We start from the raw sequence: 25,260 nt of genomic DNA, 5'->3' as shown, positions 1-25,260 counted from the left end.
CACCCAGACATCGCAACCCGCGCAATGGCGCAGCTGGACACCTGGCTCGCCGAAGCCGGCCTCCGTTTCGAGATTGCGCCTTCCGACTTTGCCGTGCTTCACAGCGACGCCGTCGACATCCTCGTCCACAGCGAGACCTTGCCATCGCTCCGGGTGACCGTGTTCGACGAGTATGGCGATCTGGGTACCGCCGACGCCATCCTGGCGCTGGTGTTGATCGGACGCGGGTTTGGTGAGCTGGCCGATGCCGTGGATCTGGCCAGCTGGGCCAGGGCGGCAGGACTCGATGCTGATGATCCGGGCGTGGCGCTCCTGCATCAGCAATTGAACGCCGCCCGGTCGAGTTTCCTGGAGGCCTGGGGCGCGATACCGGACGTGGTGCCGGACCTGGACTGGCAACTCAATGCCGGGATTGCGCAGGCCTTGCGGCGAGAAGCGGGGCTTTTGCCAAAGGGGTAAAGCCGTCCCAACACCTTGTCATCCCCGCTGGATGTCCGGCGAAGGCCGGACGCAAGGCGGGGACCAACATGTTGCCATCAGCTAGGTCCCTGACTTTCGCCCTGCCTTCGCAAGGCGTCCATCAGGGATGACAATCCGCCAATACACTGCTTCAACCCTTGCCAGCCTCGCTCGCCAGCACGGCTTTCGCGCCATCATCACCGGGCGGCGAAAACACCTCGGCGCCGCCTTCCACATAGACACTGGTCGAGGGGAAGGCGAATTCGGTGCCGGCGGCTTCGACGGTATCCTTGATGAAGAAGGCGAGATCCTCCTTCAGGCGCAGCCATTCTCCCCAATTGGTGGTCTTGGTGAAGCAATACAGCATGAAATCGATCGAGGACGGGCCGAAACTGTCGACCCGCATGAAGGTCGAAACCTCCGGCGCCTGGGCGTATTCGGGATGGCTCTGGACATAGCCCAGCACCTTGTCACGGATCTCGCGCAACTGGTCTGAGGTCGTGTCATAGCGCACGCCGATGATCCAGTAGGTGCGGCGATGGGTCATGCGGGTGAAATTGGTCACCGCATTGTCGGACAGTTTCGAGTTGGGGACATAGACCGGGCCCTTGTCGAAACGGCGCACGACGGTGGAGCGGAAATTGATTTCCTCGACCGTGCCTTCGACGATCCCGTCCACCTTGACCCAGTCACCGGGCAGGAAGCGCTTTTCGGTCAGGATCAGAATGCCGGCGATCAGGTTCTTGAACAGGTCCTGGGCGCCGAGGCCGATGGCCACGCCGAACAGGCCGAGACCCGCGACGATGCCGGCAACCGGGATATCCCAGACCTGCAACACGGCCGCCGCGCCAACCACCATGAAGACGATCCGCAAGGCCTTGGTCATCCAGTCGACCATCACCGGCGTCAGCGCGTTGCGCAGCCCCTTCAGGGCGTGCGACAGCGGACCGACTGCATTGTGCAGGGCCCAGAACAGGGCGATCACGACCAGCGACTGGACGAATTGATGCCCGCGGACGGCACCCTCGGCTCCGATCTGCAGGATGTTCAGCGCGAAAAACAGCGAGATGATCACCGGGACCAGTTTCATCGGCCCGGCTATCGCGTCGACCACGGCGTCGTCGAATCCGGTCTGGGTCTTCTCGGCCAGACGCTTCAGCGCCCCGACAAGCCAACGGGCGATCATGCCTCGGGCGACAAAGCCGATCAGAACGATGGTCAGTGCCAGCAGGCCCTGGCCGATGCTGACACCGAGAAAGGAGGAATTCCAGACATCGATGGCGATGCCCCAGAGCTCGCTGGCCTGGCCGGTCAGGCTGTCCTCGGTCGACATCGCCGGTGCGTTTCTCGTCATGCGGACCGCTCCTTGGCGCGGTGGAAGGTCAGGTCGGGGAATTTCTCCTCGGAATAGGAGACTTCCCAGGCCGATTTGGCGAGGAAGACCGGGTCACCATTGATATCCTCGGCCATCGCCGATTTGTGACGGTCGGCGAATTCCTCGATCTTGACGCGGTCACCGCTGAGCCAGCGGGCCGTGTCATAGGGCGCCGGCTCGAAATCGACCTCGAGACCGTATTCGGCCGCCACACGCTCGCGCATCACATCGATCTGCAGCGCGCCGACGGCACCGACGATGAAATCGCCGCCCAGGGTCGGACGGAAGAGCTGGGTGACGCCCTCCTCGGCGAGGCTTTCCAGTGCCTTTTTGAGGTGTTTGGCTTTCAGCGGATCAGCGAGACGGGCCCGGCGCAGGATTTCCGGCGCAAAGTTCGGAATGCCGGAGAAGCGCAGCTTGCCGCTTTCCGACAGGCTGTCACCGACCCGCAAGGTTCCGTGATTGGGCACACCCATCACATCACCGGCAAAGGCCTCGTCAGCGATCTCGCGATCCTGGGCGAAGAACAGGATGGGCGAAGAGACTGTCAGCTGTTTGCCGGCCTCGGTCTTCAGCTTCATGCCGCGTTTGAACACGCCGGAACACAGGCGCACGAAGGCAACCCGGTCACGGTGATTGGGGTCCATATTGGCCTGCACCTTGAACACGAAACCGGCAACTTCCTTGCCGCCCGGCTCCAGTTCCACCGCCTGGCCATTCCTGATCGCCGGCATGGCCGCCGGACCCGGAATTATGTCGGCCAGCCCGTCCAGCAGTTCGCGCACGCCAAAGCCACGCAGGGCCGAGCCGAAGAAGACCGGCGTCATATGTCCTTCCAGGAAGCTCTGCATCTTGAAGGCCGGGCAGAGTTCGGACGCCACTTCGGCACCCTCGTCCAGCTCGGCCTGTTCCTCGGCGGAGATATGTTCGAGGATTTCGTCTCCCTCCAGCGCCCAGCGCGGGCTGGCCTCGGTCGGGTCGCGATCATCGGAGGGTTTTTGATAACCGACCAGTTCGCGCGTCTTCAGATCGAGCACGCCCTTGAAGCGGTTACCGGAACCGGACGGCCATTGCATCGGCACGGTGTCCAGCGCCAGCTTGTCCTGGATGTCTTCCAAGAGGTCGACCGGATCAAGCGCCTCGCGGTCCATCTTGTTGATGAAGGTGACGATCGGGATGTCACGCAAGCGGCAGACCTCGACCAGTTTCAGGGTCCGCGGCTCGACGCCCTTGGCGGCGTCGAGCACCATGATGGCGCTATCGGCCGCGGTGAGCGTGCGGTAGGTGTCCTCGGAAAAGTCCTCGTGGCCCGGCGTGTCCAGCAGGTTGAAGAGCAGGGCCCGGTGCTCGAATGTCATCACCGAGGCCGAGACCGAAATGCCGCGCTCCTGCTCGATCTTCATCCAGTCCGACTGGGTGCGGCGGTTTTCACCGCGTGCCCGCACCTGACCGGCCAGCCGGATCGCGCCGGCAGACAGCAGGAGTGTCTCGGTCAGCGTGGTCTTACCGGCATCGGGGTGGGAGATGATCGCGAAAGAACGGCGGCGCGCCCATTCCGGAGCGTGAGAAGTCAGGGCCGGAGCGTCTGAAGTCGGGGTCGTCATGATGGGCTCACAGGTGATGCAAGCCGTCCGGTTACCCTGTTACCGCCCCGCTAGGCAAGCCACCTCACGCGGCAAGCCAGACCTGGTCATTGATCTGGTGGGCGGTCAGTTCACCATTGGTCTGGTCGCGCCAGAGCGAGGCCAGCGTGGTCATCGAGACATTGGCATAGCGCAGGCCAACATCGGCGGCGCTTGCAGCGCCGTCCGCCCGAACCGCCAGCAAGGCATTGGCACCCGGCGCAACGACGCTGATCAGGGCCATGATGTACTGCACCTGGTCGGGTCGCGAATGGGCGATATCTGGATTGGCGAACACGGCCTCACGCACCAGGCTGTTCAGCTGGGCGGCGGTCAGGGATTCGACCTGCGCCGGTGTAAGCGGCAACTGGTCGGCCTTCAGAATGGACTGCAGGTCGCCCAGGTCGAACACGACATCGTTGAACAGGAACAACATGACGGACTCGGAGCTAGTAGAACGGTTTGCAATCCACAACCTAGCGCCATCCCCTTAAGGATTGGCTACCCCGGACCGGGCAATTCGACCGGTTCGGTCAGAAAATGCCGACCGTGACGGTCCTCGATTTCGATCACCCAAAGATCCGGGTCCTGATCCGCCCGCTTGTGGCACCACGCATCCAGACTGGCCTCGTCGGTCTCGGCTCGCCGACTCCAGACCCGTTCACCCTGATCGTCCCGTGCCGGGACATAAAGCTGTGCCAGAGACCGGTCGACCACCACCTTTACGAGCACCGACCCTGCATCTTCGTCTCCCCGGCGAATCACATAAACCGACGCCAACCCCAATTCAGCCCTGCGAATCAAGGCGTCCACCCAGAATTTCGTCTTCAGCACACTCATTTCGATTGCTGGCAGCCCAATTGCTTAATAGTTTGTAAACGGGTGAGGGAGCGTTTCATGTTTGTACGAGTATTGTCGTCTGCGGTCGCCGCTATGGCTATCGTTGCGTCGGGTGCCTTGGCGGCTTGGGGGCCGTCATCAACATCAGACACCGCTCAAGCTGATAGCACACATGTGCAGGCGCTTGACGCGATTCCCGTCAACACGGAAGAACGCAGTCTCGCCGATCTCGACGGTGGTGGCGATGCCTTCATCCTCTCAACCTCGCGCGAACGCACTGAAATCCGCTTTTCCCTGCCGCCGCATGTCGACACGTCGGAAGCCTGGCTGCGTCTCGCCGCCCGTCCGGCCAGCGATGGCACGGCCGGCCTGATCCATGTGTCCATCAATGGTGGTGAGGCGATCACAATCCGCCCGCAGGCCCGCCCGATCGAAGCCCGTTTCGCCCTTTTCTCCGCCGATTTCCGTCCCGGCCAGAACACGCTCGAGATTGCCTACTCCACCGACACGCCGGCTTCCGGCTGGATTGTCGATGCCCGCCGCTCGCAAATGCGCCTGACGCTCGAGCCGGTCGCCCCGATCGAGACGCTGGAAGGACTGGAAGCGGCCCTCGCCTCCGATTTCGCCGCGCCTCGCCGCATCGCCCTGATCACCGATATCAGCCGCGAGCGGGTGACACTGGAAGCCCTGGTCGCCCAGGGTCTGGCCCTGCGTGCCGGCCAGGTCCCGCTCTTCACCAGCCACGCCGATGAGGCCGACCTGGTTGTCCGCATCGCCGACAATGACCGCCTGGCCGCCGAAGACCGCGCCGCCCTGCGCTCGGGGGATCGCTCTTCCGGTCCGGAGATCGCCTACCGTCATGACGGTGTACCGCACCTGGTGATCACCGGCCGCAATCTGGACGAAGCCACGGCCGCGGCACGCTTGATGGCTGCGCGCTCCTTCGTCGGCTATGACCGCAGCTTCATTGCCGCCGACGCCATGACGGCGACCCGCCTTGGCACCCGCCAGATCCGCGATGCCCGCAGCGTCCATACCGAAGCCGACTTGCGTACCTTTGCCGATAGCGGTCTGCCCTTCAGCGCCGACCAGGGCTCACGCACGGCCGTCCAGTTCTCGACCCGCCTCGATGCCGACCGTCATGGCGCCCTGTCCGTGCTGGCCCGCGCTGCCCTGATCAGCGGCGAAGCCTGGCTCTATGCCTGGTATGGCGATGCCGACGAGAGCGCACCGGTCAATCACAACCTGCTGGTCATCGGACCGGCCTCGACCCGGATCGCCGCCGTCGACCGCAATGCACCGCCCGAGCTGCGCGCCGCCCTGCGCGCCGCCGAACGCTCGCGTGGCCAGCGTGGCCTGATGCGTCTGGCCGCGGCGGCCTATGCGGATGCCGCCGATGCCGAAGTCGGCACGGAAGTCGGGATCGGTGTCGCCTCGCTGTTCCGTGACCAGGCCCAGGATGGCCGCTGGATCGCGACGCTGACCGCGCCGGACCAGGCCTCGTTCGAAGCCGCCGGCCGCTCGCTCGCCCGCTCCAACCTGTGGTCGGCGCTGGAAGGCCGGGCCGCCGTATGGAGCGCCCGCGGCGTCACCGCGCTGGATTATGCCATCGTCGCTCCGACGCTGAACGAACGGGTGCAGGAATTCGCCGTCGACCATACCCGCGACGCCGCTTTCGTGCTGTTCGGAGCTGCCATCCTGCTGCTGATCCGGGGCTTCTTCGGACGTCGCAAGCGGGTCCGCGTCGAGGCGTGAGGGATCAATCTTAGCGATTGAATTCGCTAAGCATTAACCACCCTTCTTCACGCGGCATCAAACCCGCCCTGCTAGACAGGATCCATGCAAACGGGATCTGTCATGCACGCCTTCGTCAAAACACTCTGTCTCGGAATGGGCCTCGGTCTGGGGCTGGCCAGCGCGACCGCGCCGGCCCTCGCCGACGACGCGGCCGCCGCCATTTTCGGTGAGCGCCAGCTGGCCATGGCCGTCGACACCCGTTGTGGACTGTTTACCCAAAGCCAGCGCACCGCCCTTGACGCGGCCCGCCTGCAGGCGCGCGGCCTTTTGCTGCGCGAAGGCGTCTCCCTGCATGCGCTGGACGACTATACCCGCGAGCTGCAACGCCAGGCCGCCGGCATCGCCTGCAATGACCCGGCGGTGGGCGACCTGCAACACCGCGTAGTCGAGGGCTTTGTCGGCTGGGTCCGCATTCCGGCGATGGATTTCCCCGGCACCCATTTCACCTGGACCTCCAGCCGCGGTGTCATGCCGGACATGCCGGTCTGGTCGATCGTCCAGGACCAGGCCGATCTGAAGATCGGTGTTTCCACCCGCGAAGGCCAGCGCCAGCTCAGTCTTGTCCTGCCCGGCAGCGAGCGCGCCACCTCGGCCATTCTCGTCCTGCGCGACATGGACCGCCAGCCAACCCTGTATGACGCCACCATGGGCGGGAGTTATTCCGGCCCGACCGACGCCCCCTGGGCCCGCTGGACCCCGCCCCGCTTTGCCCAGACCCGCATCTGGGCCAGTGGCCGCGATACCGGTCGCACCGCCGCCACCCTGGCCGGCGAAGACAGCGCCACCCTGTTCGACTTCCCGATCTCCGCCGCCGACGCGATGGCGGCACGAGACCCGCGAGAAACCGCCCGCATCGAGCTGATGGACCGGCACGGCAATATCGTCGCCAGCCACTATATCGAAATCGGCGACTTTGCTGCCGCGCTGGCTTTCCTGCGCGGTGCCGATCGGGGTGATGTGCGTAGTTAGACGCGGGGTTCTCCCCTGCTGTCATCCCCGCTGGATGTCCGGCGCAGGCCGGACGCAAGGCGGGGACCAACATGTTGCAACCAGCTAGGTCCCTGACTTTCGCCCTGCCTTCGCAGGGCGTCCATCAGGGATGACAAGCTCCCGTGTCACGTCCTCACCGCAGCCAGCACTGGCCGGATCGGGCTGTACCCGCTATGACCCCGGCCAAGAGCGCGGGCGTGATGTCCGGCGGGTGATCGGGCGGCGTTGATGCGCGGCTCTGGGCACCCCATTTTCCGGCCACTTCAACGCCCATTGGACCTTACCGATGCTGACGATTTCCAATCTCGACTATCGCATTGGCGAGCGGTCCCTGTTCGAGAATGCCTCGGCACAGATCTTTTCCGGCTGGAAGGTCGGGCTGGTGGGCCGCAACGGGACCGGCAAGTCGACCCTGTTGAAGCTGATCCGCGAAGAGATCGAGCACCCCTCCTCCGACGCCTCGATCCGCATGAATCGCGGTGCCCGCATGGGCTGGGTGGCGCAGGAAGTCGAACCCTCCGACGAGACCATACTGGACGTCGTGCTGGCCACCGATGCCGAGCGTCATGCGCTGATGCAGGAGTCCGAGACCGCGACCGATCCGGACCGCATCTCCGAGATTTTCATGCGCCTGGCCGATATCGACGCCTGGTCGGCGGAATCGCGGGCGGCGGAAGTCCTGATGGGACTGGGCTTCACCGATGCCGACCTGTCCCGTCCGACGCGCGAATTCTCCGGCGGCTGGCGGATGCGCGCGGCGATAGCCGGCGTGCTCTTCTCTCAGCCCGACCTGCTGCTGCTCGACGAACCGACCAATTATCTCGACCTGGAGGGTGCCGCCTGGCTCGAGACCTATCTGAAGAAATATCCGCACACCGTGGTCATCGTCTCGCACGACCGGGAAATGCTGAACCGCTGCGTCACCCACACCCTGGCGCTGGAACACAAGCAATTGTCGATCTCGCCCGGTGGCTATGACGCCTGGCTGCGACTGCGCGCCGCCAAGACAGCGCTGCTGGAAAGCCAGCGCGCCAAGCAGGACGCCGACCGCGCCCGCCTGCAATCTTTCGTCGACCGCTTCGGTGCCAAGGCGTCCAAGGCCAGCCAGGCGCAATCGCGGGTGAAAATGCTCGAGAAAATGCAGGACATCTCCATCCCGATCGCCGAGCGAACGACGCCGTTTTCCTTCCCCGCCTCGACCGACAAGCTCAATGCCCCGCTATTGCAATTGCGCGATGCGGCGGTGGGGTATGGCGAGGGGGCGAAGATTCTCGACAAGATCGATCTGCGCCTTGATCCGGATGACCGCATCGCAATTGTCGGCGCCAACGGCCAGGGCAAGACGACCCTGGTCAAATCCATTGCCCGGCGCCTGCCGCTGATGGGGGGCGAGCGCACCGCTGCCCGCTCGCTCCGGATCGGATATTTCTCGCAGGACCAGATGGACGAGCTGCACACCGGCGAGACCGTGCTCGATCATATCCGCGACGCCCTGCCCGAGGGGGCCCTGCCCTCCCGCTGCCGCGCCGTGGCGGCCGGGATGGGCTTTCCGCACGAGAAGGTCGAGACCAATATCGAGAAACTGTCCGGTGGCGAGAAAGTGCGTTTGCTGCTCGGCCTGATGGCGCTGGAAAAACCGCACATCCTGATCCTCGACGAGCCGACCTCGCACCTCGATATCGACAGCCGCGAAGCCCTGATCTACGCCCTCAACGAATACAATGGCGCCGTCGTGCTGATCACCCACGACGTCTATCTCGCCGAAGGCACGGCCGACCAGCTCTGGCTGGTCAAGGACGGCCGGGCGACACGCTATGACGGCGACCTCAATGACTACCGCAAGCTGATCCTGCAAGCGGACAAGAGATAGGACGGGACTGGGTGCCCCCGCGTGCAGCGCCAGCCGGGCTCAGTCAGGAAATTCGACGTAACGCCAATAATGCCCGATCAGCTTGACCGCGGCCTCGAATTCCTTGCCGGCGCGGGCCTTGAGGATATAGGCAGCGACATGGTGATCAAATGCCGCCGTTCGGTCCTTGTCAGCGTTCGAGGTGGTCAGCACCATGACCACAGCCCGGGTCAACGCTGGATCGGCCCGTAATTCCTCGAGGAATTCGATGCCGTTCATCACCGGCATGTTCAGGTCGAGAAGCACAAGATAAGGGCGGCCAATCCCCAACGCCCCATCCTTCTCCCGCAGGATGGCGAGCGCTTCCTCGCCATTGCGGGCCCGCACGATCGGATTGGCAACCCGGGCCTGTTGCAGCCCCCGGGCCACGGCCTCCGCGTCGATATCATCGTCCTCGACCAGCAGGATGGACACTTCACGATTCAGGTGCATGAGCTTCCCTCACTACAAGTGGAAATCGAACAACAAACCGGGATCCGCGTCTCTTGGTCGGATCTGATTCGACACGGACACTACCATCCAAACGCGCAACGGCCTTGGACACAATCGCCAATCCCATGCCGCTGCCCTCGACAACATCCTTGGCCTTGAGAGTCTGGAACATCTCGAAGACCCGCGCTTGCATCTGGCGCGGAATCCCCGGCCCGTCATCGGTCACGGTGAGCGTCCAGTCATCAACATCACCGGCCACGCTCAGCTGCAGATGCCCGACCTCCCGGTCATGATGCTTGACGGCATTGCGGACGAGATTGGCCACAATCACAAAGAGCAAATTCTTGTCGGTCCGCGCTGCCAGGCGCTCGCCATTGACTTCGAACGTCCACGCTTCCGGGAGGTCCTGCAAGGCGACCGTGCGCCGGACTTCCTCCAGCACGTCAACGGTCGTCAGAACCATCGCATTGCGCCCAATTCTGGAGAAATCCAGCAGCGCATCCAGCAGGTCCTGCAGGCGACCGATACGCGAGTGGATCAGCTCGAGATATCGTCGGGCATCATTCGACAAATTCTCGGCCATGTCCTGCTCGAGCCAGTCCGCCAATTGCCGGATGCCGCGCATCGGCGATTTCAGGTCATGCGAGGCCAGATAAACAAAACTGTCGAGCTCGGCATTGGCCTGTTCGAGCTCACGGTTCGTGTGGGCGATTTGCCGATTCTGCGACATTGAGACAAGAAAGGCCCCGGAGGCAAGCAAGGCCAGACCGCCCGAAATCAGACCGAGAACCAGCACCAGATCGGCAATCGCCTGGCGGGGCTGCAGCACGCCGACGGCATCCTGTCCGATCCCGACAAAGAATGCGCCATCCATGATCTGGACCTGATCCCACATCACCATCCGGGCCGTCGTGTCCGCCAGGATGAGATCCACCTCACTCAGCACCGGCGAAACCGGCAGGGCCGAGACGACCTCCGACAATTCGAACACGGCATTCATGACCCCATCAAACTCACCGCCCTGCAGATAGACCGGCGACATGGTGACAAATCCACTCCCGCCCTGCACGAATTCGAGTACGGGCGTTGCCCCTGTGCGGCCAGTATCGCGGGCGCGCTCATAGACCGCACGCCGATCCTGAAAGCTGAACAGATCGAGGCCGACTGCCTGCTCATTGCCGGCTACCGGTTCCACCCAGGTCAATATGCCATCGGTACCAGCCCAGCTGACCGCCTGGATCATCGGGTGGTCAGTCGCGTAGCGCAGCGCATCGGCGCGCCATTCATCCTCCGCCAGCCCGCCGACGCGCGCCCACCGCTGGGCCATGCCTTCCACCGCCAGAATCCGGTCGGTAATGGTTCCCGAAAGCTGTCGCGCGACATATCCCAGTTCGAGTTCAATCTGTGCACGGCGGGCATTGCGAGCATCATCGCGAATGGCGCTATGCGCAGAGGCGAGCACGATTATCAGCGCCAGGCCGAAACCGCCCAGCAGGCCGAACATCGGCAAGCGCCGCCGCCTCAGCAGGGCCACCAGCATCGACTCGCAGATCGGAACCGCCAGACAGGTTGCCGCGATCGTGGTCAGCACACCCATCCGCGTTTCCGGCACGAAACCGAAAACCTCCGCGGCGCCGATCAGGTAACCGATCACCGAGGCCGCGATAGCCCCGACCGATGCGGCACTGCATACGAATGCGGCAATCGCCGCGCCCGGCAGGGGGCGACCCGCAACCCGTATCTGTGGCAAGGAGACGGCCAGCCCCATCAACAGGATTGCCAGCGCCGAGTTGGGCGACATGCGACCGGGGACGGCACCCGGCTCGACAAATTGGTGGGCGTGAAACAACTCGTCCAGGGCCAGACTGAATCCGGTCGCAATTTCCACCAGGCAGAGCCCGGCTATGCCGGCCCCCAGTCCCGCCAGGAGTCCCGCCACCAAGCGATACCGCAAGCTTCCGGCGACCGCCCCCAGCCCCACCAGCAACAGCGCCAAGGCAGTGTTGAACTGCATCGGAGACAAGGTTGGCGTCAGCCGCACCACCGCCTCCAGACCCAGCTTCCAGCCAATCATGACAGCGACACAAATCGCGATCGAAACCAGCGCCAGGATAAGGTGCCCGCGATGGCGCCCGACCCGGGTGAGCAGGGCAGAAATGTGTGTGGGTGGGCCTTGTGTCATCAGATCAGGCCTCGGGCAGGGTGAAGGTAAACAGACTACCGCCGCCGGGTCTTGCCTCGCACCAGATCCGGCCGCCATGGGCATTGATGATCTTGCGGGAAATCGCCAGCCCCAGACCGTGCCCGTCAACCGATTGGTGATGGGCACGCTGCATGGGTTCGAATATCCGGTCCCGGAGATCGGACGGAACGCCCACTCCGTTGTCGGCGACCTCGACCGCCAGGGTGCCCGCAACGTGGCGGGTTCGGATCGCTATTTCGGGGATTGCAGATGCCCGGTATTTGACCGCGTTCAGAATGAGATTGCGCAAGACGCGCTCGATCTGGATGCGATCCATGGGCGCCTGTCCGGTCACGCTCACACGAATGCTGGCGGCGATCGCGTCCAGCTCAGCCCGGGTCGAAGCGACGGCATCATCGGCGACATCCTGCAGGGCGACGACCGGGGTCTCGCCGATCGCTTCACCGGCTATCGCGTAGTCCAGCATCGAGTCGATCATCTCTGCCATCTTGAGGCCCTGGGTCCGGATTTTTGAAGCGAACTCCCGGGCCTGGGGAGATACGTCATCGACGGCTTTTGCCAGCAGGGCGGCAAAGCCGGTAATACCGTTCAGCGGCGATTTGAGGTCATGAGCCGCGTTGAACGCAAATTCACGCATCGCGATTTCCTTGGCCCGGGCCTCCCGGCGCAATCTCGCCCGCTCGGACGCACTGACCAATGCCCAGGCAAACCGCGAATCGGTCATGTCCTCCTTGCTCAGATAGGCATCCGCTCCCTCGATAATGGACGACGCGGCCAGCACCGGGTCTGCGCTTCCGGTGACCATGATCACCGGCACCAGCTCAAGCGCTTTTTGCCGGCGCAGCGCGCGAATGGTACTCAGCCCGTCCTCGTCCGGCATGGCGAAATCAACAAAAGCTGCGTCAAAAGCCGGATCCTCGGCGACCAGGCGAAGCGCGGCATCCGCGGTCGCCGCATGGCAACACACCGCTCCCGGCTCCATCTGACCCAGCTTGCGCTCGATCACCATCCGGTCGAGGTCGTCATCATCGATGATCAGGAAGCGTCTGGGCTCCGAGCCGGCGGGGTTTGTCTCCAACGCAAGTGCTCCGGTTGCGGGGTCGATCACGCAATCGAATCGACACAGCTAAAATGTCACGCCCGCGCCGAGCGCAACACAGGACAGTCCTGTCGCAAAACAAATAAATCATTCAGACCGCAGACTTGCCATGGCAGGCAGCGACCGGATCGGATTCGGCACCCGGATTCGGCACCCGGATTCGGGGCACCGTGCAGGCCAGTCATCTGACGACCTGCACTGCGCGCTCCTGGCCAGCCGATCACGCATTCGCGCCTCACCCCCACATCTGCATGACCGCCCTGCTGCCGCATCATTGGCCTTTGCCGGTAATCTCGTGCTAAAGCCCCGTCTATTCCGGCCAGTCGCCCTATCGGCGCCCTTACCGGGACGACGATGGAACCCGGTCGCTGATGGGTGCGACCGGCATTAGGCACTGGAAACAGCTATATATGACCTTGAATCCCCGCATTGCGCCGGCCCTTGCCGCTGCGCTCGAGAAAAAGGGCTATGCCGCCCTCACCGAAGTCCAGTCCGCCGTGATCGCGGAAGAGGCCGAAGGGCGTGACCTGCTGGTTTCGGCCCAGACCGGCTCCGGCAAGACCGCCGCCTTCGGCATGGCCATGGCCAAGACGCTTCTGGGCGATGACGACCAGTTCAACCGGCCCGACTTGCCGATGGCCCTGATTGTCGCGCCGACGCGCGAACTGGCCCTGCAGGTCCAGCGCGAACTGGCCTGGCTGTATGGCGAGGCGCGCGGCCAGATCGCCTCCTGTGTCGGCGGCATGGATCCGCGGGCCGAGCGCAAGGCGCTGGAGCGCGGCTGTCACATCGTGGTCGGCACGCCGGGCCGCCTGCGCGACCATATCGAGCGCGGCGCGCTGGACATGTCCCAGCTGAAAGCCGTGGTCCTGGACGAAGCCGACGAGATGCTCGATTTCGGTTTCCGCGAAGATCTTGAATACATTCTCGACGCGGCCCCGGCGAGCCGTCGCACCCTCTTGTTCTCGGCCACCGTGCCGCGCGCCATTGCCGATATTGCCCGCCGCTTCCAGAAGGATGCGCTGCGCATCTCGACGGTGTCCGAGCGCGGCCAGCACGCCGATATCGAATACCGCGCCCTGTCGGTCGCCCCGTCCGATCGCGAGAATGCGATCATCAATGTACTGCGCTATTACGATGCCGAGCGCGCCATCATCTTCTGCGCCACGCGCGAAGCGGTGAACCGTCTGGCCGCCCGCTTCGGCAATCGCGGCTTTGCCGCCGTCGCCCTGTCCGGCGAGCTGACCCAGAAAGAGCGCACACACGCCCTGCAGGCCCTGCGCGATGGCCGCGCCCGCGTCTGTGTGGCGACCGATGTCGCCGCCCGCGGTATCGACCTGCCGGGTCTGGAACTGGTCATCCATGCCGACCTGCCGACCAATTCCGACGTGCTGCTGCACCGCTCGGGCCGGACCGGCCGGGCCGGTGCCAAGGGTGTCTGCGCGATCATCGTGCCGCACACCCGCCGCGGCCGCGCCAATCGCCTTCTGCGCGATGCCAAGCTGCAGGCCGAATGGGCCGAAGCGCCGAGCTCGGATGATGTCCGCGCCCGCGACCGCGAACGCCTGATGGCCGACCCGATCCTGACCGAAGCGGTCGATGAGGCGATGAAAGTCGACACGGACGCCCTGCTCGAGAAATTCACCGCCGAGCAACTGGCCGCCGCCTTCCTGCGCGCCCGCCTGGCGACCCTGCCCTCGGCCGAGGACCTTCTGTCCGGCCCGGCAGCACAGAATGACCGTCCCGAGCGCAAGCCGCGCGAGAACTTCAAGGCCAGTGTCTGGTTCCGCCTGTCGGCCGGTCGCAAGGCCAAGGCCGAGCCGCGCTGGCTGCTGCCGCTGATCTGCCGCCTGGGACATGTCACCAAGCGCGAGATCGGCTCGATCCAGATCGGCGAGACCGAAACCCGTTTCGAGATCGACGCCGAACATGCCGACCGCTTCGCCAAGGCGCTGGCCGAGAATGGCGGCGGCGAGAACAATATCCGCGTCAGCCCGGATGACGGCTCGCAGATGGAACGCGCCGGTCCCAATGACGGCCCGACCGATGCCCGCACGCCGAAAATGCGTCACCGCGAGAAGTCGCGCCATCGCGAGACCGACAGTGACGGCTATCCGGTCAGCCGCAATCGCGATGACAGCGCCCCGCGCTCCTATGAGGACCGCAAGCCGCACGACCAGCGCGAACGCGAGGGTGAAAGCTCTGGCGACAAGCCGCGCTACGAGAAAAAGCCGTATGAGAAGAAGCCCTACGGTGACAAGAAACCGTTCGGCGACAAAAAGCCCTATGGCGACAAGAAGCCTTATGGCGACAAGAAGCCGTACGAGAAGAAATCATTCGGCGACAAGAAACCCTATGGCAAGGCCGCCGATGGCGACCGTCCCTACAAGGGCAAGCCAAAGCCGGACTATGACCGCGCCGAAAGCCCGGTTGGTGGCGATGAGAAACCCTGGGAGAAAAAGCCCCGGGCCGACAAGTCCGATTGGAAAAAGGACGACAAGCCGCGCCGTCCCCGTGCCGACAAGCCAACATCCTCGAGCGACGACCGCCCGGCCGCCAAGGCTCGCCCCGCTGGCGACCTGACCAATCCCAATGCCCGCCCCGACAAGGGCGAGGACAGCTCCTGGGCCCGCAAGCGCAAACCGGCCGCCGGTGGCTTCAAGAAAAAGGGCGGCGGCTATGACAAGCCCGCCGGCAAGAAGCCCGGCTTCAAGAAGGATGGCGGAAAACCGTTCGAGAAGGGCGCCACGCTGAAGCGCAAGCCGAAGGGTTAGACGGCTCCCTTTCCCCAACGCGTGGGGAGGAACGGGCCGCACCACGTTTCCTTGTCATCCCTGCCGGATGTCCGGCGAAGGCCGGACGCAGGGCAGGGACCTAAGTGGTCGCTACCAGCCAGGTCCCTGACTTTCGCCCGGCCTGCGCCGGGCGTCCATCAGGGATGACGACATGTACCTGCAGCCAAGAAACGGCGCGCCAGCGCCCACGTCCCCATTCATCGCTTGCCGAGAGATGGCCAGACGCGATTTGCGAGCTCAAGGGTGTAACCGCGCAGCGGCGCTTCGCGCCCTTGACCTCGCAAATCGCGTCTGGCGCGCTGGCTGACAAGCGATGTAAGGGCAGGTCTGCGCGAGGCGCAGCCTTCGAATACCCACACCGACATTCAACAATCGCCGCCCAGCAGCGGCCCGCGGGAGCCGTGCTAGCCCTTCGACTGAAGGGCTGCCCTCCCGGGCAAGCCGGGGATGACGGTGGAAATGTTTGAAGTGCCGACGAGTCGCGAGACTCAGCGGCTAGGCCACATCCGCCTTCACCACCGTCATGTCCTGGCTGGCTTCCTGGGCCCGCTGGATCTGCTGGCGGACGTCGAGGCCGGGATGGGGTTCCACGTCGGCCTTGTCTTCGGCGAGGATGGGCAGGGAAATGGTCACCGTGGTGCCCTCGCCCTTGCGGCTGGCGATATTCATCGAGCCGCCATGCAATTCCGACAGGGCGCGAACCAGTGACAGGCCGAGGCCCGTGCCGCGCTTTTCGATGTCACGCGCATTGGCGGCCTGCTGGTAGGGCTGGCCAAGACGGGCGGTTTCTTCCGGATCGATGCCGACACCGCTATCGCCGACGGCCATCACAAGCTGGCCACCGCTGGCCCGGGCCATGACCACGATGGCACCGCCCTTCGGCGTGAACTTGACGGCATTGGACAGCAGGTTCAGCAGGATCTGGCGCAGGGCCTTGCGGTCACCATCGACCAGAAGCGGGCCGTCATGGCGCTTGATCTTGAGATTGATGCCGGCCTCTTCTGCCTGCAGGCGCATCATCTTGGCCGACAGGTTGACCACTTCCCCGATATCGAAGGTCTCGCGGACCAGCTCATAGCGGTCGGCCTCGATCTTGGACATGTCCAGCACGTCGCCGATCAGCTCCATCAGGTGCTGGCCGCTTTCATGAATCAGGTCGGCATATTCGGCGTAGCGCGCCGGCAGCGGCCCGAACAGGCGCGCCTTCATGACATCGGAAAAACCGATAATGGCATTGAGCGGGGTGCGCAGCTCGTGACTGACGGAGGCCAGGAATTGCGACTTGGCGCGGGCGTCCTCTTCGGCGGCCTCGCGGTCGTGCCGGGCCTGGGTCAGCGCGGCCTGCAGGGCCGGACCACTATCCTTGGACAGGGTGATGACCGAGCCGCCATGGATGGGCCGCGTCTTGACGATCACGTCTTCGCTGTGACCGCGCGGCCCGCGCACAACGAGTGGTCCCTCGACATCGCGCAGCGCGGCACGGCGGCCAGAGGCGGCCAGCTGGGCGCGGTCATCATCGTCGAAACCGAGATCGGCCAGCGGCAGGCCCTTCAGGTCACGCGGCAGGCCGGGCGACAGGTCACGCAAGCCCCGCGAGGCGGCCAGGATATGGCCGTCAGCATCGCAAGCGACCAGCGGTACGGGTGAGGCGTCGAAGGCCTTGGCGCGGACACGCCCCCGTTCAGCCTCGGCGCGCGCCAGGTCGGCATCATGCACGGCACGCAGGGCACCAAAGGCAAAGCCGGTCGACAGGGTGAGCACGCAGCCCAGTACGAAGGGCAGATGGAATTCGATGGCCATCGGCGCCGGCGCGACAAAACCGGTCAGCTGCAGGCCGCTGATGACAAGGGCGGCCAGTCCGGACTGGGCCGCCGCCTTGATCACACCGTCGCGCTCACCGCAGGCGGCCGCCATGGCCGGGGCCAGCAGGAAGGCCAGCACGCCGATCCCGGTGACACCGCCACCGGTCAGGGTCACGCCGACCGCAAAGCCGGTCCAGACCAGCGCCAGCAGGAAACGCTCGAAGGCGCGGTCCATGCGCGGGACGAGAATGAAGGAAAGCAGGGCCGGCGCGGCGATGGCCGCGACCAGCAGCGACTTCTCGACGGCGGTCCCGTCAATGATTGGCCACAGCCGCGGCAAGGCAGCCGCCAGCGTGCCAAGCCAGATCAGGTTGACGAGCATTCCGCCCTGGCGTGCGAACCAGGCTGTTATGGCAGGCGATTTCGGCTTCATCTTGAACCGGTGCGACTCGCTTTTGTAGCTGCATGGAATCTTCGCCTTCGACGTTAACAAATGCTGAATCTTAAACTTTGTCCGTTTACCGGTCTCATTGGCTAAGCCTCATGATAATTCATCCGCATCTGCCCCTTGGATGCGCCATCAAGGCGAGGCAGTATGAGACGGGTTCAAAGGAGCATGTGTGATGTTGACGACTGTCCTTGCTATTGGCGCGCTGAGCATGAGTATGAACCTGGCTGCCCAGGACAATACCGCGCCGGATACCGCGGCCCCGACAAGCAACGCTCCCGCCTCGGCGCCCGTCCTGCAACTTGACCAGGCCACCCCGCGCGAACCGACCCTGATCGAACGCTCGGCCGGGGAATACGCCGCCTATCATTCCGTGATTGCCGACCTTCATTCGGCACCGATCGCCTCGGGACGCGATCTCGACGATGCCATGAACCGGTTGACCGCCTTTTATGGCGAGGAACGCCTGGTCCGCGCCTGGATCGCCTATGCCGCCATCATCGCCGCCCGCCATCCGGAATATCTCGATGAAGTCCGCGAGCTGGCAGACTATTACGGCCCCGAAGCCGCGATGACCGGCCTGATGTATGACCCGACCTACGCCACCAGCTTTGCCTCGTCCGAGGACGCCCAGGCCTCCGTCGTCGATGCCATGGCCGCCGACAGCGCCGAGATCATGGATGTGTCGGTTCGTTACCGCGCTGCCGCCTATGACCTGCAGAGCGAGCGCTGGGCCAATCGCAGCCATGGCGACCGCACCGATCGCCTGGCCGAGCTGTCGCACATGGGCAGCGCGCCGATCGACATGACCGATGAAGTGCTGATGACGCTGAGCGGCGGTTTCGACCAGGGCCTGCCGGCCTCGGCCCTGTTTGACCGCATCGAGTCGGTCCCCCTGTCCGACCGCCCGTCGGTCGCGCCGCAGCTGACCCTGACCGTGGGTGAAGCGGCACCCGACCCCGATCGCGACCGCATCGGCCGCATCCTTTCGGTCGCGGCGCTGCAATCGCTGAACAATGACGACCCGGCCCGCACCGACCAGGTGGTCGAGGCCCTGCTGTCGGATCCGGTGGTTGAACGCTGCCTCGCCTGGGTCCGGCTTGACCTGCAACAATGCGTCGCCGCCGGGCATTTCATGTATGAGGACAGCTTCTGCATCGCCGAACACGCGCTGATGGATGTCAGCCGCTGTCTGGGAAGCAGCGCGAATTGAGTCAAATTTGATCGGAAAGGTTTGCGGTTTCCGGCCAATCCTTAACAAATCGTGTCCCGATCAGGGACAAGATAGAATTTGTCGACAATTTTACACAAAATTCGCGGATCGAATTCGCACACCGTTTTCGGTAAAGCCCGTAATCGCTCGCTATTACTCAGAATTCTTCCTAGCCTCTATCCTGCATTGAGACCGGTACACCCGGTTTCGGTCATGAATGAGGTCGAAGATGATGTTCCTGCTGCGCGCTGCCTTCTGGGTTGCTGTCGTCAGTTTCTTTGTCCCGCAGGATTTTGCGGGCGAAGCGATGGATCTGCCGTTCAACACGGCAGAAACGCGGATCGACGCCTCGGCCAAGGTGTCGGAATGGTGCGTCGACAATGAAGTCATCTGTGAAGCCGGCTCGGAAGCCGCCCGCCTCGGCACCTTCCTCGGGGGCATGGCAATGGACCGGATCGGTGACGCCATCGAAACCCATCAGGACCGCCAGACCGCCAGCCATTCCGCTCCGTCCAACGCATCCGCCCCGTCCCGCGCGAAGTCCTGACCGCGACCATCCCGACCCGCCCGACGCACTGACCTGACGACCCTCTGACTGCCCGCAAACCGCACAGACGGCTTGCCTCGCCGCCTCGCCCGCACTACGTCGGCGCTGACATGACGGCACAAGACATCCAAACCGAAATCGACGATCTCGTGGACGAGTTCGACCTCCTGGACGACTGGGAGCAGCGCTACCGCTATCTCATCGACATGGGCAAGGCGCTGCCGGACATGCCCGAGGACGAACGTTCCGAGGACAATCGGGTCAAGGGCTGCGTCAGCCAGGTCTGGCTGGTCACCGAGACTGCCGGCAATACCCTCACCTTCCGCGCCGACAGCGACGCCCACATCGTGCGCGGCCTCGCCGCCTTGATGGTGCGCCTCTATTCCGGCCGCACGGGCGAAGAAATCCTGTCCGTCGACGCCCGCGACGTGCTGGCAAAGATCGGCCTCGCCGAACACCTCTCCCCGCAACGCTCGAACGGTCTGGCCTCGATGATCAGCCGGATACGGGGTGAAGCGGCGGCGATTTGAGGGGACGGGCTGGCCCGCCCCCTTTGTCATCCCCGCTGGATGTCCGGCGAAGGCCGGACGCAAGGCGGGGACCTAAGTGGTTGCAACATATAGGTCCCTGACTTTCGCCCGGCCTGCGCCGGGCGTCCATCAGGGATGACAAGCGTTTGGTGGCTTGCCTGTCGCCGTCATCCCCCGCTGGGCGAGCCGCCGCTCGCATCCCGCCATACACTCCATTTTTCCCGGACGCGCCCAAGCGCGATCCGGGACCTACGGGAGACTTGTCGCTTGCCGGGTCGTTTCGTGGGTCCCGGGTCTACGCCCGGGAAAAATGTTGCGGGGGGACCCATGTGGTGGCCACCAGTTTGGTCCCTGACTTTCGCCCGGCCTGCGCCGGGCGTCCATCAGGGATGACAAGCTTTGGTGAGACCGCCCTCCCTCAAACCAGCCGATAGATCTCCGCCAGCCGTGTCAGCGCCAGGCCGAGCACGGTCCGCCCGGACCTTGCCGCCCAGCCGAAACGGCGCTCCAGCGCTGCGGCGCTGTCTTCGTGGACCAGGGCGGCTTCGATGACGCGGGCGAAGGCGGGGCCGAGGGCGTCCAGCGCATTCATCACCCGCTCCTTGGCGGCCAGGGCGCTTACCGCTGCGTCCTCGGGACCATGACGGCGGCCCTCGCTGCGGCGCTGGGCGGTGGGGGACCAGTTGCGGGTGACCGGGCTCATCAGGGTTGATCGGTGATAGTCGGCGATAAAGCGCTCGCCGGCCTGGCGCTGATGAGGCTCGAGGCCATCGAGCCAGGGACCGAGCGGGCCTTCCCGGCGATTGGCCCTGGCTGTTGAGACGTGACCTTCCCGGTCCATCACCGGCCGTTCCTCCATCTCACGATGTCGACTGGCCGGGTCGGGGTCTTCTCCGCGTGTACCAGCTTTCAGGGCCGCTTGACCGTCGGCGGACAGGACCAGGCCATTGTCCCGCCTGGCCAGCCAGCCACAGCGCATCGCCTCCTCGAAACGGCTGGGCGACAGGCGTGAGGTCGGGCGGCGGCGGCGATCTCCTTGCGGCAGCACCACCGCCCTCGCCTCGATATCCCCGGGCGGCACCATGCGGGCGCCCGGCCGGGCCAGGGCGCGCATCCAGCGCGGCGCGCTCATGTCAGGCGCTCCGGGCGTTCAAAACGTTCCAGACCGGCCAGACGCTGCAGCCCGCTCAGTCGCGGCGCGGTGCGCAGGGCGGCTTCCAGCGCGTCCATATAGTCGTCAAAGGCGCGGTCATCGCGCCGGTCCTCGATGCGATGACAGGCATGGGCCGCTGTCGTGCGGTCGCGCCCGAAGGCGAGCGCCACGCGGGTCAGCGGCAGCTCGAAGGCAACATGGGCCAGATACATCGCCGCCTGCCTGGCCAGAGCGGCCTCCCGCGATCGCCGGGTCGGTGCCTCCAGCTCGCGCTGCGAGATCCCGAAGGCGTAAGCCACGGCGCTCTGGGCCAGGCGGGCCCGGGCGACATCCTCTTCCAGTCTGCACATGATACGGCTCATCCGAACGCTCCCGTTCTGACGCGGCGCCCCGATGGCCGCGACCGACGTGATGCTAAGATGGCTACACCCAGGTGGGGATAATATTCCTATTTTTGTTGTAAAGAAAGAGGACGCAACCTGTGCGGGTTGCGCCCTCTTCTAATCCGCAAGTGCCTGAGACTTAAGGCGCGAGATAGGCGATCAGCAGGACGATCGCCAGGAGGGCGCTGGTCCAGATGGCCAGCAAACCACTGGGGATATCCCGGCTCAAGGCACCGATAGGACTGAAAACCTCGAACAGTTTTCCGCCGGTCCGGCGCCGGACTCCGCCCAGCACATTGCCGATCGAGGCCCAGAGACGGCTGAACATTGCGTGGCACCAATTGAGCGTGTTGGCCAGGAAGCGGCGGTAGAACCAGTCAGTGTCGATATTCACACCGCGCTTTTCGTCCGGATACCATTTCATCCGCACCAGGAAGGCGAAGGCGAACATGGCCCCCAGCAAGAGCTGCATCTGTCCGACGATATGGTCGAAGGTGTAGGGCTCATAGTGCAGCGCCGCCTCCGGGAAAGGCACGAGCTCGTAGAGCACGCCGTAATTCACACCCAGATAGACACAGATCAGCGCCGCCATCCCCATCGCCATCAGCATGTTGACCGGTGCTTCGCGGACGCGATGGCCACGGTCGTGACTGAAGAAGGCGAAATACGGGATCTTGATGCCCGAATGCTCGAGCACACCGGCGGAGGCAAAGACCAGTACCAGCCAGACCATCCAATGGCCCTCCTGGGCCACGGCGGCCAGGGTCAGCGCCTTGGCGACAAAGCCGGAAAAGAGCGGGAAGGCCGAGATCGAGGCCGCCCCGATCAGGCAGAATACCGTCGTGGCCGGCATCGACTTGAACAGGCCGCCCAGCTCGGAGGCTTTCACCGTGCCGACCCGCAGCAGCACCGCGCCCATGCTCATGAACAACAGCGCCTTGTAGATGATGTGCACAAAGGCATGCGCCGCCGCGCCATTGATCGCCAGCTCGGTGCCGACACCGATGCCCACGACCATGAAGCCCAGCTGGTTGTTGAGCGAATAGGACAACACCTTGCGCAGATCATTCTCGACCACGGCAAAGAAGACCGGGAAGGCCGTCATGATGGCGCCGATCCAGATCAGCTGGTCGGTTCCGGCATAGCCCCGCGCCAGCGCATAGACGGCCAGCTTGGTGGTGAAGGCCGAGAGGACGACCGCGCCGGTGATGGTGGCCTTCGGATAGGCGTCCTGCAGCCAGTTGTGCAGGAAGGGGAAGGCGCATTTGATGCCGAAGGCGATGAAGATCAGGAAACCGCCCAGCGTCTCGATCGAGAGTGTCTCGTCGAAGGCCCAGCTACCGGTCTCGCTGGCCCGGATCACCGCACCGGTCAGCAGCAGCACGCCGGACAGGACGTGGATGGCCAGATAGCGCAGGCCGGCCTTGTAGGCGGCATTGTTGCGGGCGCCCCAGATCAGGAAGACCGAGGAAATCGCCGTCAGCTCCCAGAACACGAACAGGGACAACAGGTCACCGGCAAAGACGGCGCCCAGGCCGGCACCGGCATAGATCAGCCCGGCTGCATCGGCGATGCGGTCCTTCTCGTGCAGGCCATAAAGCCCGTTGATGAAGGCGGCGATGATGAAGATCAGGCCCCAGATGCGCGACAGCCCGTCGAAGCGGAAGGTTTCCATCGTGAAACCGCCCAGCTCGATGAGCCCGCCGACATGGTCACCCGAGGGCGCATTGAACCACAGGCCCAGCGCCAGCACCGGCGCGATCAGGGCCAGGCCCTTGCGTGCGGTATGGAAGGGGAAGGCCGCGGCCAGCAGGCCGGCGATGATGACCGGCCAGGCCGGTGAGACGTCGTAGAGGGCTTCGATCATGACTGGCCCTCCTCATCGGAACTGTCGCCGTCCCAGTAATCCTCTTCCCGGCCCAACAGGCCGCGGATCACGAACCAGCCGATCATCACGGCCAGCACGAAGGCGCCGAAGCCCCACATGGCGTAGAAGCCGTAGAATTCGGCCAGGTGGACGTATTCATGGCGGTGATGGAAGAAGTCGACGGCGACAAAACCCAGCGTCGCGACCAGGAAAATCCAGATCATCGAGGACTTCAGCCAGCCCGAGTCGAGCCACAGGAAAGGCCGGGCGACCGGGTGGATCAGTTCATCATGTTTGCCGTTAGGATCGCTCACAGTGCGGCCTCCGCAGCAAGGGTCGACGACAGGAAGACCGGCGCCAGATAGTCACGCAGCGGTCCGATGAGGAAGAAGAGCACCACCACGCCGGCAGCCGTGATGACCGGCGGCAGGATGACCAGCATCGGCGGCTGCTTCTTCAGCTTGGCCTCGGCCGGCGGCGAGAAGAAACCGCGCGCGGACAAGGGCAGCAGATAGGCGACATTGAGGATGGAGGAGGCAATCAGCGCCACCATCAGCCAGCCATGCCCGCTTTCCCAGGCGCCCTGCAACAGGAAGAGTTTCGGCCAGGATCCGCCCAGTGGCGGCAGGCCGATGATCGACAGCGCCCCGACGGTGTAGGCAATGAACAGCCAGGGCATGTAGCGGCCCAGCCCGTCCATCTGCGAGATCTCGGTCTTGCCGGTGGCGGTATAGATCGCGCCGGCACTCATGAAGAGGGTGATCTTGCCCCAGGCATGCATGACGATCTGCAACGCGCCGCCCAGCATGGCCAGCGGCGAGCCAAGCATCACGCCCAGCGTCACATAGGACAGCTGCGAGACGGTCGAAAAGGCCAGACGGGCTTTCAGATTATCCTTGGTCATGGCGACCACGGAGGCCAGCACGATGGAGATGCCGGCAATCCAGGCCAGCGCATCGGCGGCCGGGGTGATGGCGATCAGCGCCGGTCCGAAGATATAGGTGCCAACCTTCAGCATGGCGAAGACACCGGCCTTCACGACGGCCACCGCGTGCAGCAGGGCCGAGACCGGGGTCGGCGCAACCATGGCATTGGGCAGCCAGGGATGGACCGGCATCAGCGCCGCCTTGCCGATCCCGAAGGCGAACAATACCAGCAATACGCTGGAGATTGCCGGCGTGATCTCGTTGATGGCCAAAAGGCCCCCGGCGACGAAATCGGTCGATCCGGCGAGGAAATGCGTGGCGATGACCGCCGGCAGCAACAGGCCGATCGAGGTGCCCAGCAGGATGGACAGGTAGATCGCGCCGCCGCGCTTGGCCTTGGCGTCACCCTTGTGCGTGACCAGCGGATAGGTCGACAGGGTGAGAACCTCGTAGAAGAGGAACATGGTCAGCAAATTGCCCGACAGGGCCACGCCCATGGCACCGGCAATGGCGATACAGAAACAGACATAGAAACGCGTCTGGTTCTTCTCGTTATTGCCGCGCATATAGCCGATCGAATAGAGCGAATTGACGATCCACAGACCCGAGGCGACAGCGGCAAAGATCGCGCCCAGCGGTTCCAGCTTGAAGACCAGGTGCAGGCCCGGCGCCAGGGTGGCGAGATCGAGGGTCGGATGGCCCTGGGCGATCTCGACCAGATAGGCGACATTGAAGGCCAGCAGCACCGCCGCGATCAGCGTCGCTGCCTCGCGCAGATTGGGCCGCGAGCCCAGCAGGGCCACGAAGACACCGCCCAGGGCCGGCAGGACCAGGGCGAGGGCGAGAGAGAGTTCAGGCGTCCACATCAGC

21 protein-coding genes are annotated in these 25,260 nt (G+C 64.4%); 8 read left to right on the top strand and 13 right to left on the bottom strand.

The genetic code is table 11. The annotated features are described in order from the left end of the window. Positions 1-24 precede the first annotated feature (24 nt). Entirely contained in the window at positions 25-459 is a 435-nt protein-coding gene (locus tag MMAR10_RS04725) for a hypothetical protein (protein ID WP_041636796.1), read from the top strand. Between the two features lie 151 nt (positions 460-610). Here MMAR10_RS04725 and MMAR10_RS04720 read toward each other — a convergent pair whose 3' ends face one another. From MMAR10_RS04720 to MMAR10_RS04705, 4 genes are all read right to left on the bottom strand, one after another. Further along, a complete protein-coding gene (locus tag MMAR10_RS04720) occupies positions 611-1,813 on the bottom strand; it encodes a mechanosensitive ion channel family protein (protein ID WP_011642850.1) in 1,203 nt (400 codons plus the stop codon). Next, positions 1,810-3,438, bottom strand: a complete 1,629-nt coding sequence (locus MMAR10_RS04715) for a peptide chain release factor 3 (protein ID WP_011642849.1) — start codon at positions 3,436-3,438, stop codon at positions 1,810-1,812. Before MMAR10_RS04715 ends, MMAR10_RS04720 begins: the two co-directional genes overlap by 4 nt. A 64-nt stretch (positions 3,439-3,502) precedes the next feature. Continuing rightward, positions 3,503-3,892, bottom strand: coding sequence for a hypothetical protein (locus MMAR10_RS04710; protein ID WP_041636794.1), 390 nt, complete (start codon positions 3,890-3,892; stop codon positions 3,503-3,505). 65 nt (positions 3,893-3,957) lie between these two features. Next, entirely contained in the window at positions 3,958-4,296 is a 339-nt protein-coding gene (locus MMAR10_RS04705; RefSeq protein ID WP_011642847.1) for a DUF1491 family protein, read from the bottom strand. 57 nt (positions 4,297-4,353) lie between these two features. Between MMAR10_RS04705 and MMAR10_RS04700 the strand changes: the two genes are divergently transcribed. The 3 genes from MMAR10_RS04700 to MMAR10_RS04690 all read left to right on the top strand — a co-directional run bounded on the left by MMAR10_RS04700 (position 4,354) and on the right by MMAR10_RS04690 (position 8,953). Beyond that, positions 4,354-6,051: a hypothetical protein gene (locus MMAR10_RS04700; protein WP_011642846.1), complete on the top strand. Its 1,698-nt coding sequence runs from the start codon at positions 4,354-4,356 to the stop codon at positions 6,049-6,051. Positions 6,052-6,153: 102 nt separating this feature from the next. Next, positions 6,154-7,062 (top strand): hypothetical protein, encoded by a 909-nt coding sequence (locus MMAR10_RS04695; protein ID WP_011642845.1) that lies wholly within the window; start codon positions 6,154-6,156, stop codon positions 7,060-7,062. Positions 7,063-7,369: 307 nt separating this feature from the next. Beyond that, entirely contained in the window at positions 7,370-8,953 is a 1,584-nt protein-coding gene (locus MMAR10_RS04690; RefSeq protein WP_011642844.1) for an ABC-F family ATP-binding cassette domain-containing protein, read from the top strand. Between the two features lie 39 nt (positions 8,954-8,992). On the opposite strand, the gene MMAR10_RS04685 is transcribed toward MMAR10_RS04690, so the two are convergent. Genes MMAR10_RS04685 through MMAR10_RS04675 form a run of 3 tightly spaced genes read right to left on the bottom strand, consistent with a single transcriptional unit; the run spans position 8,993 to position 12,705 of the window. Beyond that, complete coding sequence (locus tag MMAR10_RS04685; protein ID WP_011642843.1) at positions 8,993-9,424, bottom strand: response regulator; 432 nt, start codon at positions 9,422-9,424, stop codon at positions 8,993-8,995. Continuing rightward, positions 9,408-11,606, bottom strand: a complete 2,199-nt coding sequence (locus MMAR10_RS16040) for a sensor histidine kinase (RefSeq protein ID WP_011642842.1) — start codon at positions 11,604-11,606, stop codon at positions 9,408-9,410. Before MMAR10_RS16040 ends, MMAR10_RS04685 begins: the two co-directional genes overlap by 17 nt. A 4-nt stretch (positions 11,607-11,610) precedes the next feature. Continuing rightward, positions 11,611-12,705, bottom strand: coding sequence for a sensor histidine kinase (locus MMAR10_RS04675; RefSeq protein ID WP_150099706.1), 1,095 nt, complete (start codon positions 12,703-12,705; stop codon positions 11,611-11,613). 431 nt (positions 12,706-13,136) lie between these two features. Between MMAR10_RS04675 and MMAR10_RS04670 the strand changes: the two genes are divergently transcribed. Next, the gene (locus MMAR10_RS04670; protein WP_011642840.1) at positions 13,137-15,500 is read left to right on the top strand and encodes a DEAD/DEAH box helicase; all 2,364 of its coding nucleotides are present in this window, start codon (positions 13,137-13,139) and stop codon (positions 15,498-15,500) included. A gap of 516 nt (positions 15,501-16,016) precedes the next feature. On the opposite strand, the gene MMAR10_RS04665 is transcribed toward MMAR10_RS04670, so the two are convergent. Continuing rightward, complete coding sequence (locus MMAR10_RS04665; RefSeq protein WP_049755657.1) at positions 16,017-17,756, bottom strand: PAS domain-containing sensor histidine kinase; 1,740 nt, start codon at positions 17,754-17,756, stop codon at positions 16,017-16,019. A gap of 226 nt (positions 17,757-17,982) precedes the next feature. Between MMAR10_RS04665 and MMAR10_RS04660 the strand changes: the two genes are divergently transcribed. The 3 genes from MMAR10_RS04660 to MMAR10_RS04650 all read left to right on the top strand — a co-directional run bounded on the left by MMAR10_RS04660 (position 17,983) and on the right by MMAR10_RS04650 (position 20,061). Beyond that, positions 17,983-18,984, top strand: coding sequence for a hypothetical protein (locus tag MMAR10_RS04660; RefSeq protein WP_150099705.1), 1,002 nt, complete (start codon positions 17,983-17,985; stop codon positions 18,982-18,984). Between the two features lie 229 nt (positions 18,985-19,213). Then, positions 19,214-19,531 carry a hypothetical protein gene (locus MMAR10_RS04655; protein WP_011642837.1) on the top strand — a complete coding sequence of 106 codons (318 nt, stop codon included), beginning with the start codon at positions 19,214-19,216 and terminating at the stop codon, positions 19,529-19,531. Positions 19,532-19,641: 110 nt separating this feature from the next. Beyond that, the gene (locus MMAR10_RS04650; RefSeq protein ID WP_011642836.1) at positions 19,642-20,061 is read left to right on the top strand and encodes a SufE family protein; all 420 of its coding nucleotides are present in this window, start codon (positions 19,642-19,644) and stop codon (positions 20,059-20,061) included. 418 nt (positions 20,062-20,479) lie between these two features. Here MMAR10_RS04650 and MMAR10_RS16035 read toward each other — a convergent pair whose 3' ends face one another. The 5 genes from MMAR10_RS16035 to MMAR10_RS04625 all read right to left on the bottom strand — a co-directional run bounded on the left by MMAR10_RS16035 (position 20,480) and on the right by MMAR10_RS04625 (position 25,256). Beyond that, positions 20,480-21,193, bottom strand: coding sequence for a DUF6456 domain-containing protein (locus MMAR10_RS16035; RefSeq protein ID WP_011642835.1), 714 nt, complete (start codon positions 21,191-21,193; stop codon positions 20,480-20,482). Further along, a complete protein-coding gene (locus tag MMAR10_RS04640) occupies positions 21,190-21,576 on the bottom strand; it encodes a helix-turn-helix domain-containing protein (protein ID WP_011642834.1) in 387 nt (128 codons plus the stop codon). Before MMAR10_RS04640 ends, MMAR10_RS16035 begins: the two co-directional genes overlap by 4 nt. 160 nt (positions 21,577-21,736) lie before the next feature. Next, on the bottom strand, positions 21,737-23,464 hold the full coding sequence (locus MMAR10_RS04635) for a Na(+)/H(+) antiporter subunit D (protein WP_011642833.1): 1,728 nt from the start codon (positions 23,462-23,464) through the stop codon (positions 21,737-21,739). Then, entirely contained in the window at positions 23,461-23,778 is a 318-nt protein-coding gene (locus MMAR10_RS04630; protein WP_011642832.1) for a hypothetical protein, read from the bottom strand. Before MMAR10_RS04630 ends, MMAR10_RS04635 begins: the two co-directional genes overlap by 4 nt. Continuing rightward, positions 23,775-25,256, bottom strand: a complete 1,482-nt coding sequence (locus tag MMAR10_RS04625; RefSeq protein ID WP_011642831.1) for a proton-conducting transporter membrane subunit — start codon at positions 25,254-25,256, stop codon at positions 23,775-23,777. The genes MMAR10_RS04630 and MMAR10_RS04625 overlap by 4 nt, the downstream gene beginning before the upstream one ends. Positions 25,257-25,260: the final 4 nt, after the last annotated feature.

Origin of the sequence: Maricaulis maris MCS10, assembly GCF_000014745.1 — a bacterium.
GTDB lineage: Bacteria > Pseudomonadota > Alphaproteobacteria > Caulobacterales > Maricaulaceae > Maricaulis > Maricaulis maris_A.
Note: the sequence above shows the minus strand (reverse complement) of the source record. Positions and strands in the feature narration are given on the sequence as shown.

What these genes read in the sequence shown, in the direction of transcription:
- MMAR10_RS04660 (WP_150099705.1), top strand. Translation starts at nt 17,983, where the DNA reads ATGAGTATGAACCTGGCTGCCCAGGACAATACCGCGCCGGATACCGCG.
- MMAR10_RS04725 (WP_041636796.1), top strand. Translation starts at nt 25, where the DNA reads ATGGCGCAGCTGGACACCTGGCTCGCCGAAGCCGGCCTCCGTTTCGAG.
- MMAR10_RS04695 (WP_011642845.1), top strand. Translation starts at nt 6,154, where the DNA reads ATGCACGCCTTCGTCAAAACACTCTGTCTCGGAATGGGCCTCGGTCTG.
- MMAR10_RS04685 (WP_011642843.1), bottom strand. Translation starts at nt 9,424, where the DNA reads ATGCACCTGAATCGTGAAGTGTCCATCCTGCTGGTCGAGGACGATGAT.
- MMAR10_RS16035 (WP_011642835.1), bottom strand. Translation starts at nt 21,193, where the DNA reads ATGAGCGCGCCGCGCTGGATGCGCGCCCTGGCCCGGCCGGGCGCCCGC.
- MMAR10_RS04715 (WP_011642849.1), bottom strand. Translation starts at nt 3,438, where the DNA reads ATGACGACCCCGACTTCAGACGCTCCGGCCCTGACTTCTCACGCTCCG.
- MMAR10_RS04625 (WP_011642831.1), bottom strand. Translation starts at nt 25,256, where the DNA reads ATGTGGACGCCTGAACTCTCTCTCGCCCTCGCCCTGGTCCTGCCGGCC.
- MMAR10_RS04635 (WP_011642833.1), bottom strand. Translation starts at nt 23,464, where the DNA reads ATGATCGAAGCCCTCTACGACGTCTCACCGGCCTGGCCGGTCATCATC.
- MMAR10_RS04640 (WP_011642834.1), bottom strand. Translation starts at nt 21,576, where the DNA reads ATGAGCCGTATCATGTGCAGACTGGAAGAGGATGTCGCCCGGGCCCGC.
- MMAR10_RS04705 (WP_011642847.1), bottom strand. Translation starts at nt 4,296, where the DNA reads ATGAGTGTGCTGAAGACGAAATTCTGGGTGGACGCCTTGATTCGCAGG.
- MMAR10_RS04710 (WP_041636794.1), bottom strand. Translation starts at nt 3,892, where the DNA reads ATGTTGTTCCTGTTCAACGATGTCGTGTTCGACCTGGGCGACCTGCAG.
- MMAR10_RS04670 (WP_011642840.1), top strand. Translation starts at nt 13,137, where the DNA reads ATGACCTTGAATCCCCGCATTGCGCCGGCCCTTGCCGCTGCGCTCGAG.
- MMAR10_RS04720 (WP_011642850.1), bottom strand. Translation starts at nt 1,813, where the DNA reads ATGACGAGAAACGCACCGGCGATGTCGACCGAGGACAGCCTGACCGGC.
- MMAR10_RS04700 (WP_011642846.1), top strand. Translation starts at nt 4,354, where the DNA reads ATGTTTGTACGAGTATTGTCGTCTGCGGTCGCCGCTATGGCTATCGTT.
- MMAR10_RS04690 (WP_011642844.1), top strand. Translation starts at nt 7,370, where the DNA reads ATGCTGACGATTTCCAATCTCGACTATCGCATTGGCGAGCGGTCCCTG.
- MMAR10_RS04655 (WP_011642837.1), top strand. Translation starts at nt 19,214, where the DNA reads ATGATGTTCCTGCTGCGCGCTGCCTTCTGGGTTGCTGTCGTCAGTTTC.
- MMAR10_RS04650 (WP_011642836.1), top strand. Translation starts at nt 19,642, where the DNA reads ATGACGGCACAAGACATCCAAACCGAAATCGACGATCTCGTGGACGAG.
- MMAR10_RS04665 (WP_049755657.1), bottom strand. Translation starts at nt 17,756, where the DNA reads ATGAAGCCGAAATCGCCTGCCATAACAGCCTGGTTCGCACGCCAGGGC.
- MMAR10_RS16040 (WP_011642842.1), bottom strand. Translation starts at nt 11,606, where the DNA reads ATGACACAAGGCCCACCCACACACATTTCTGCCCTGCTCACCCGGGTC.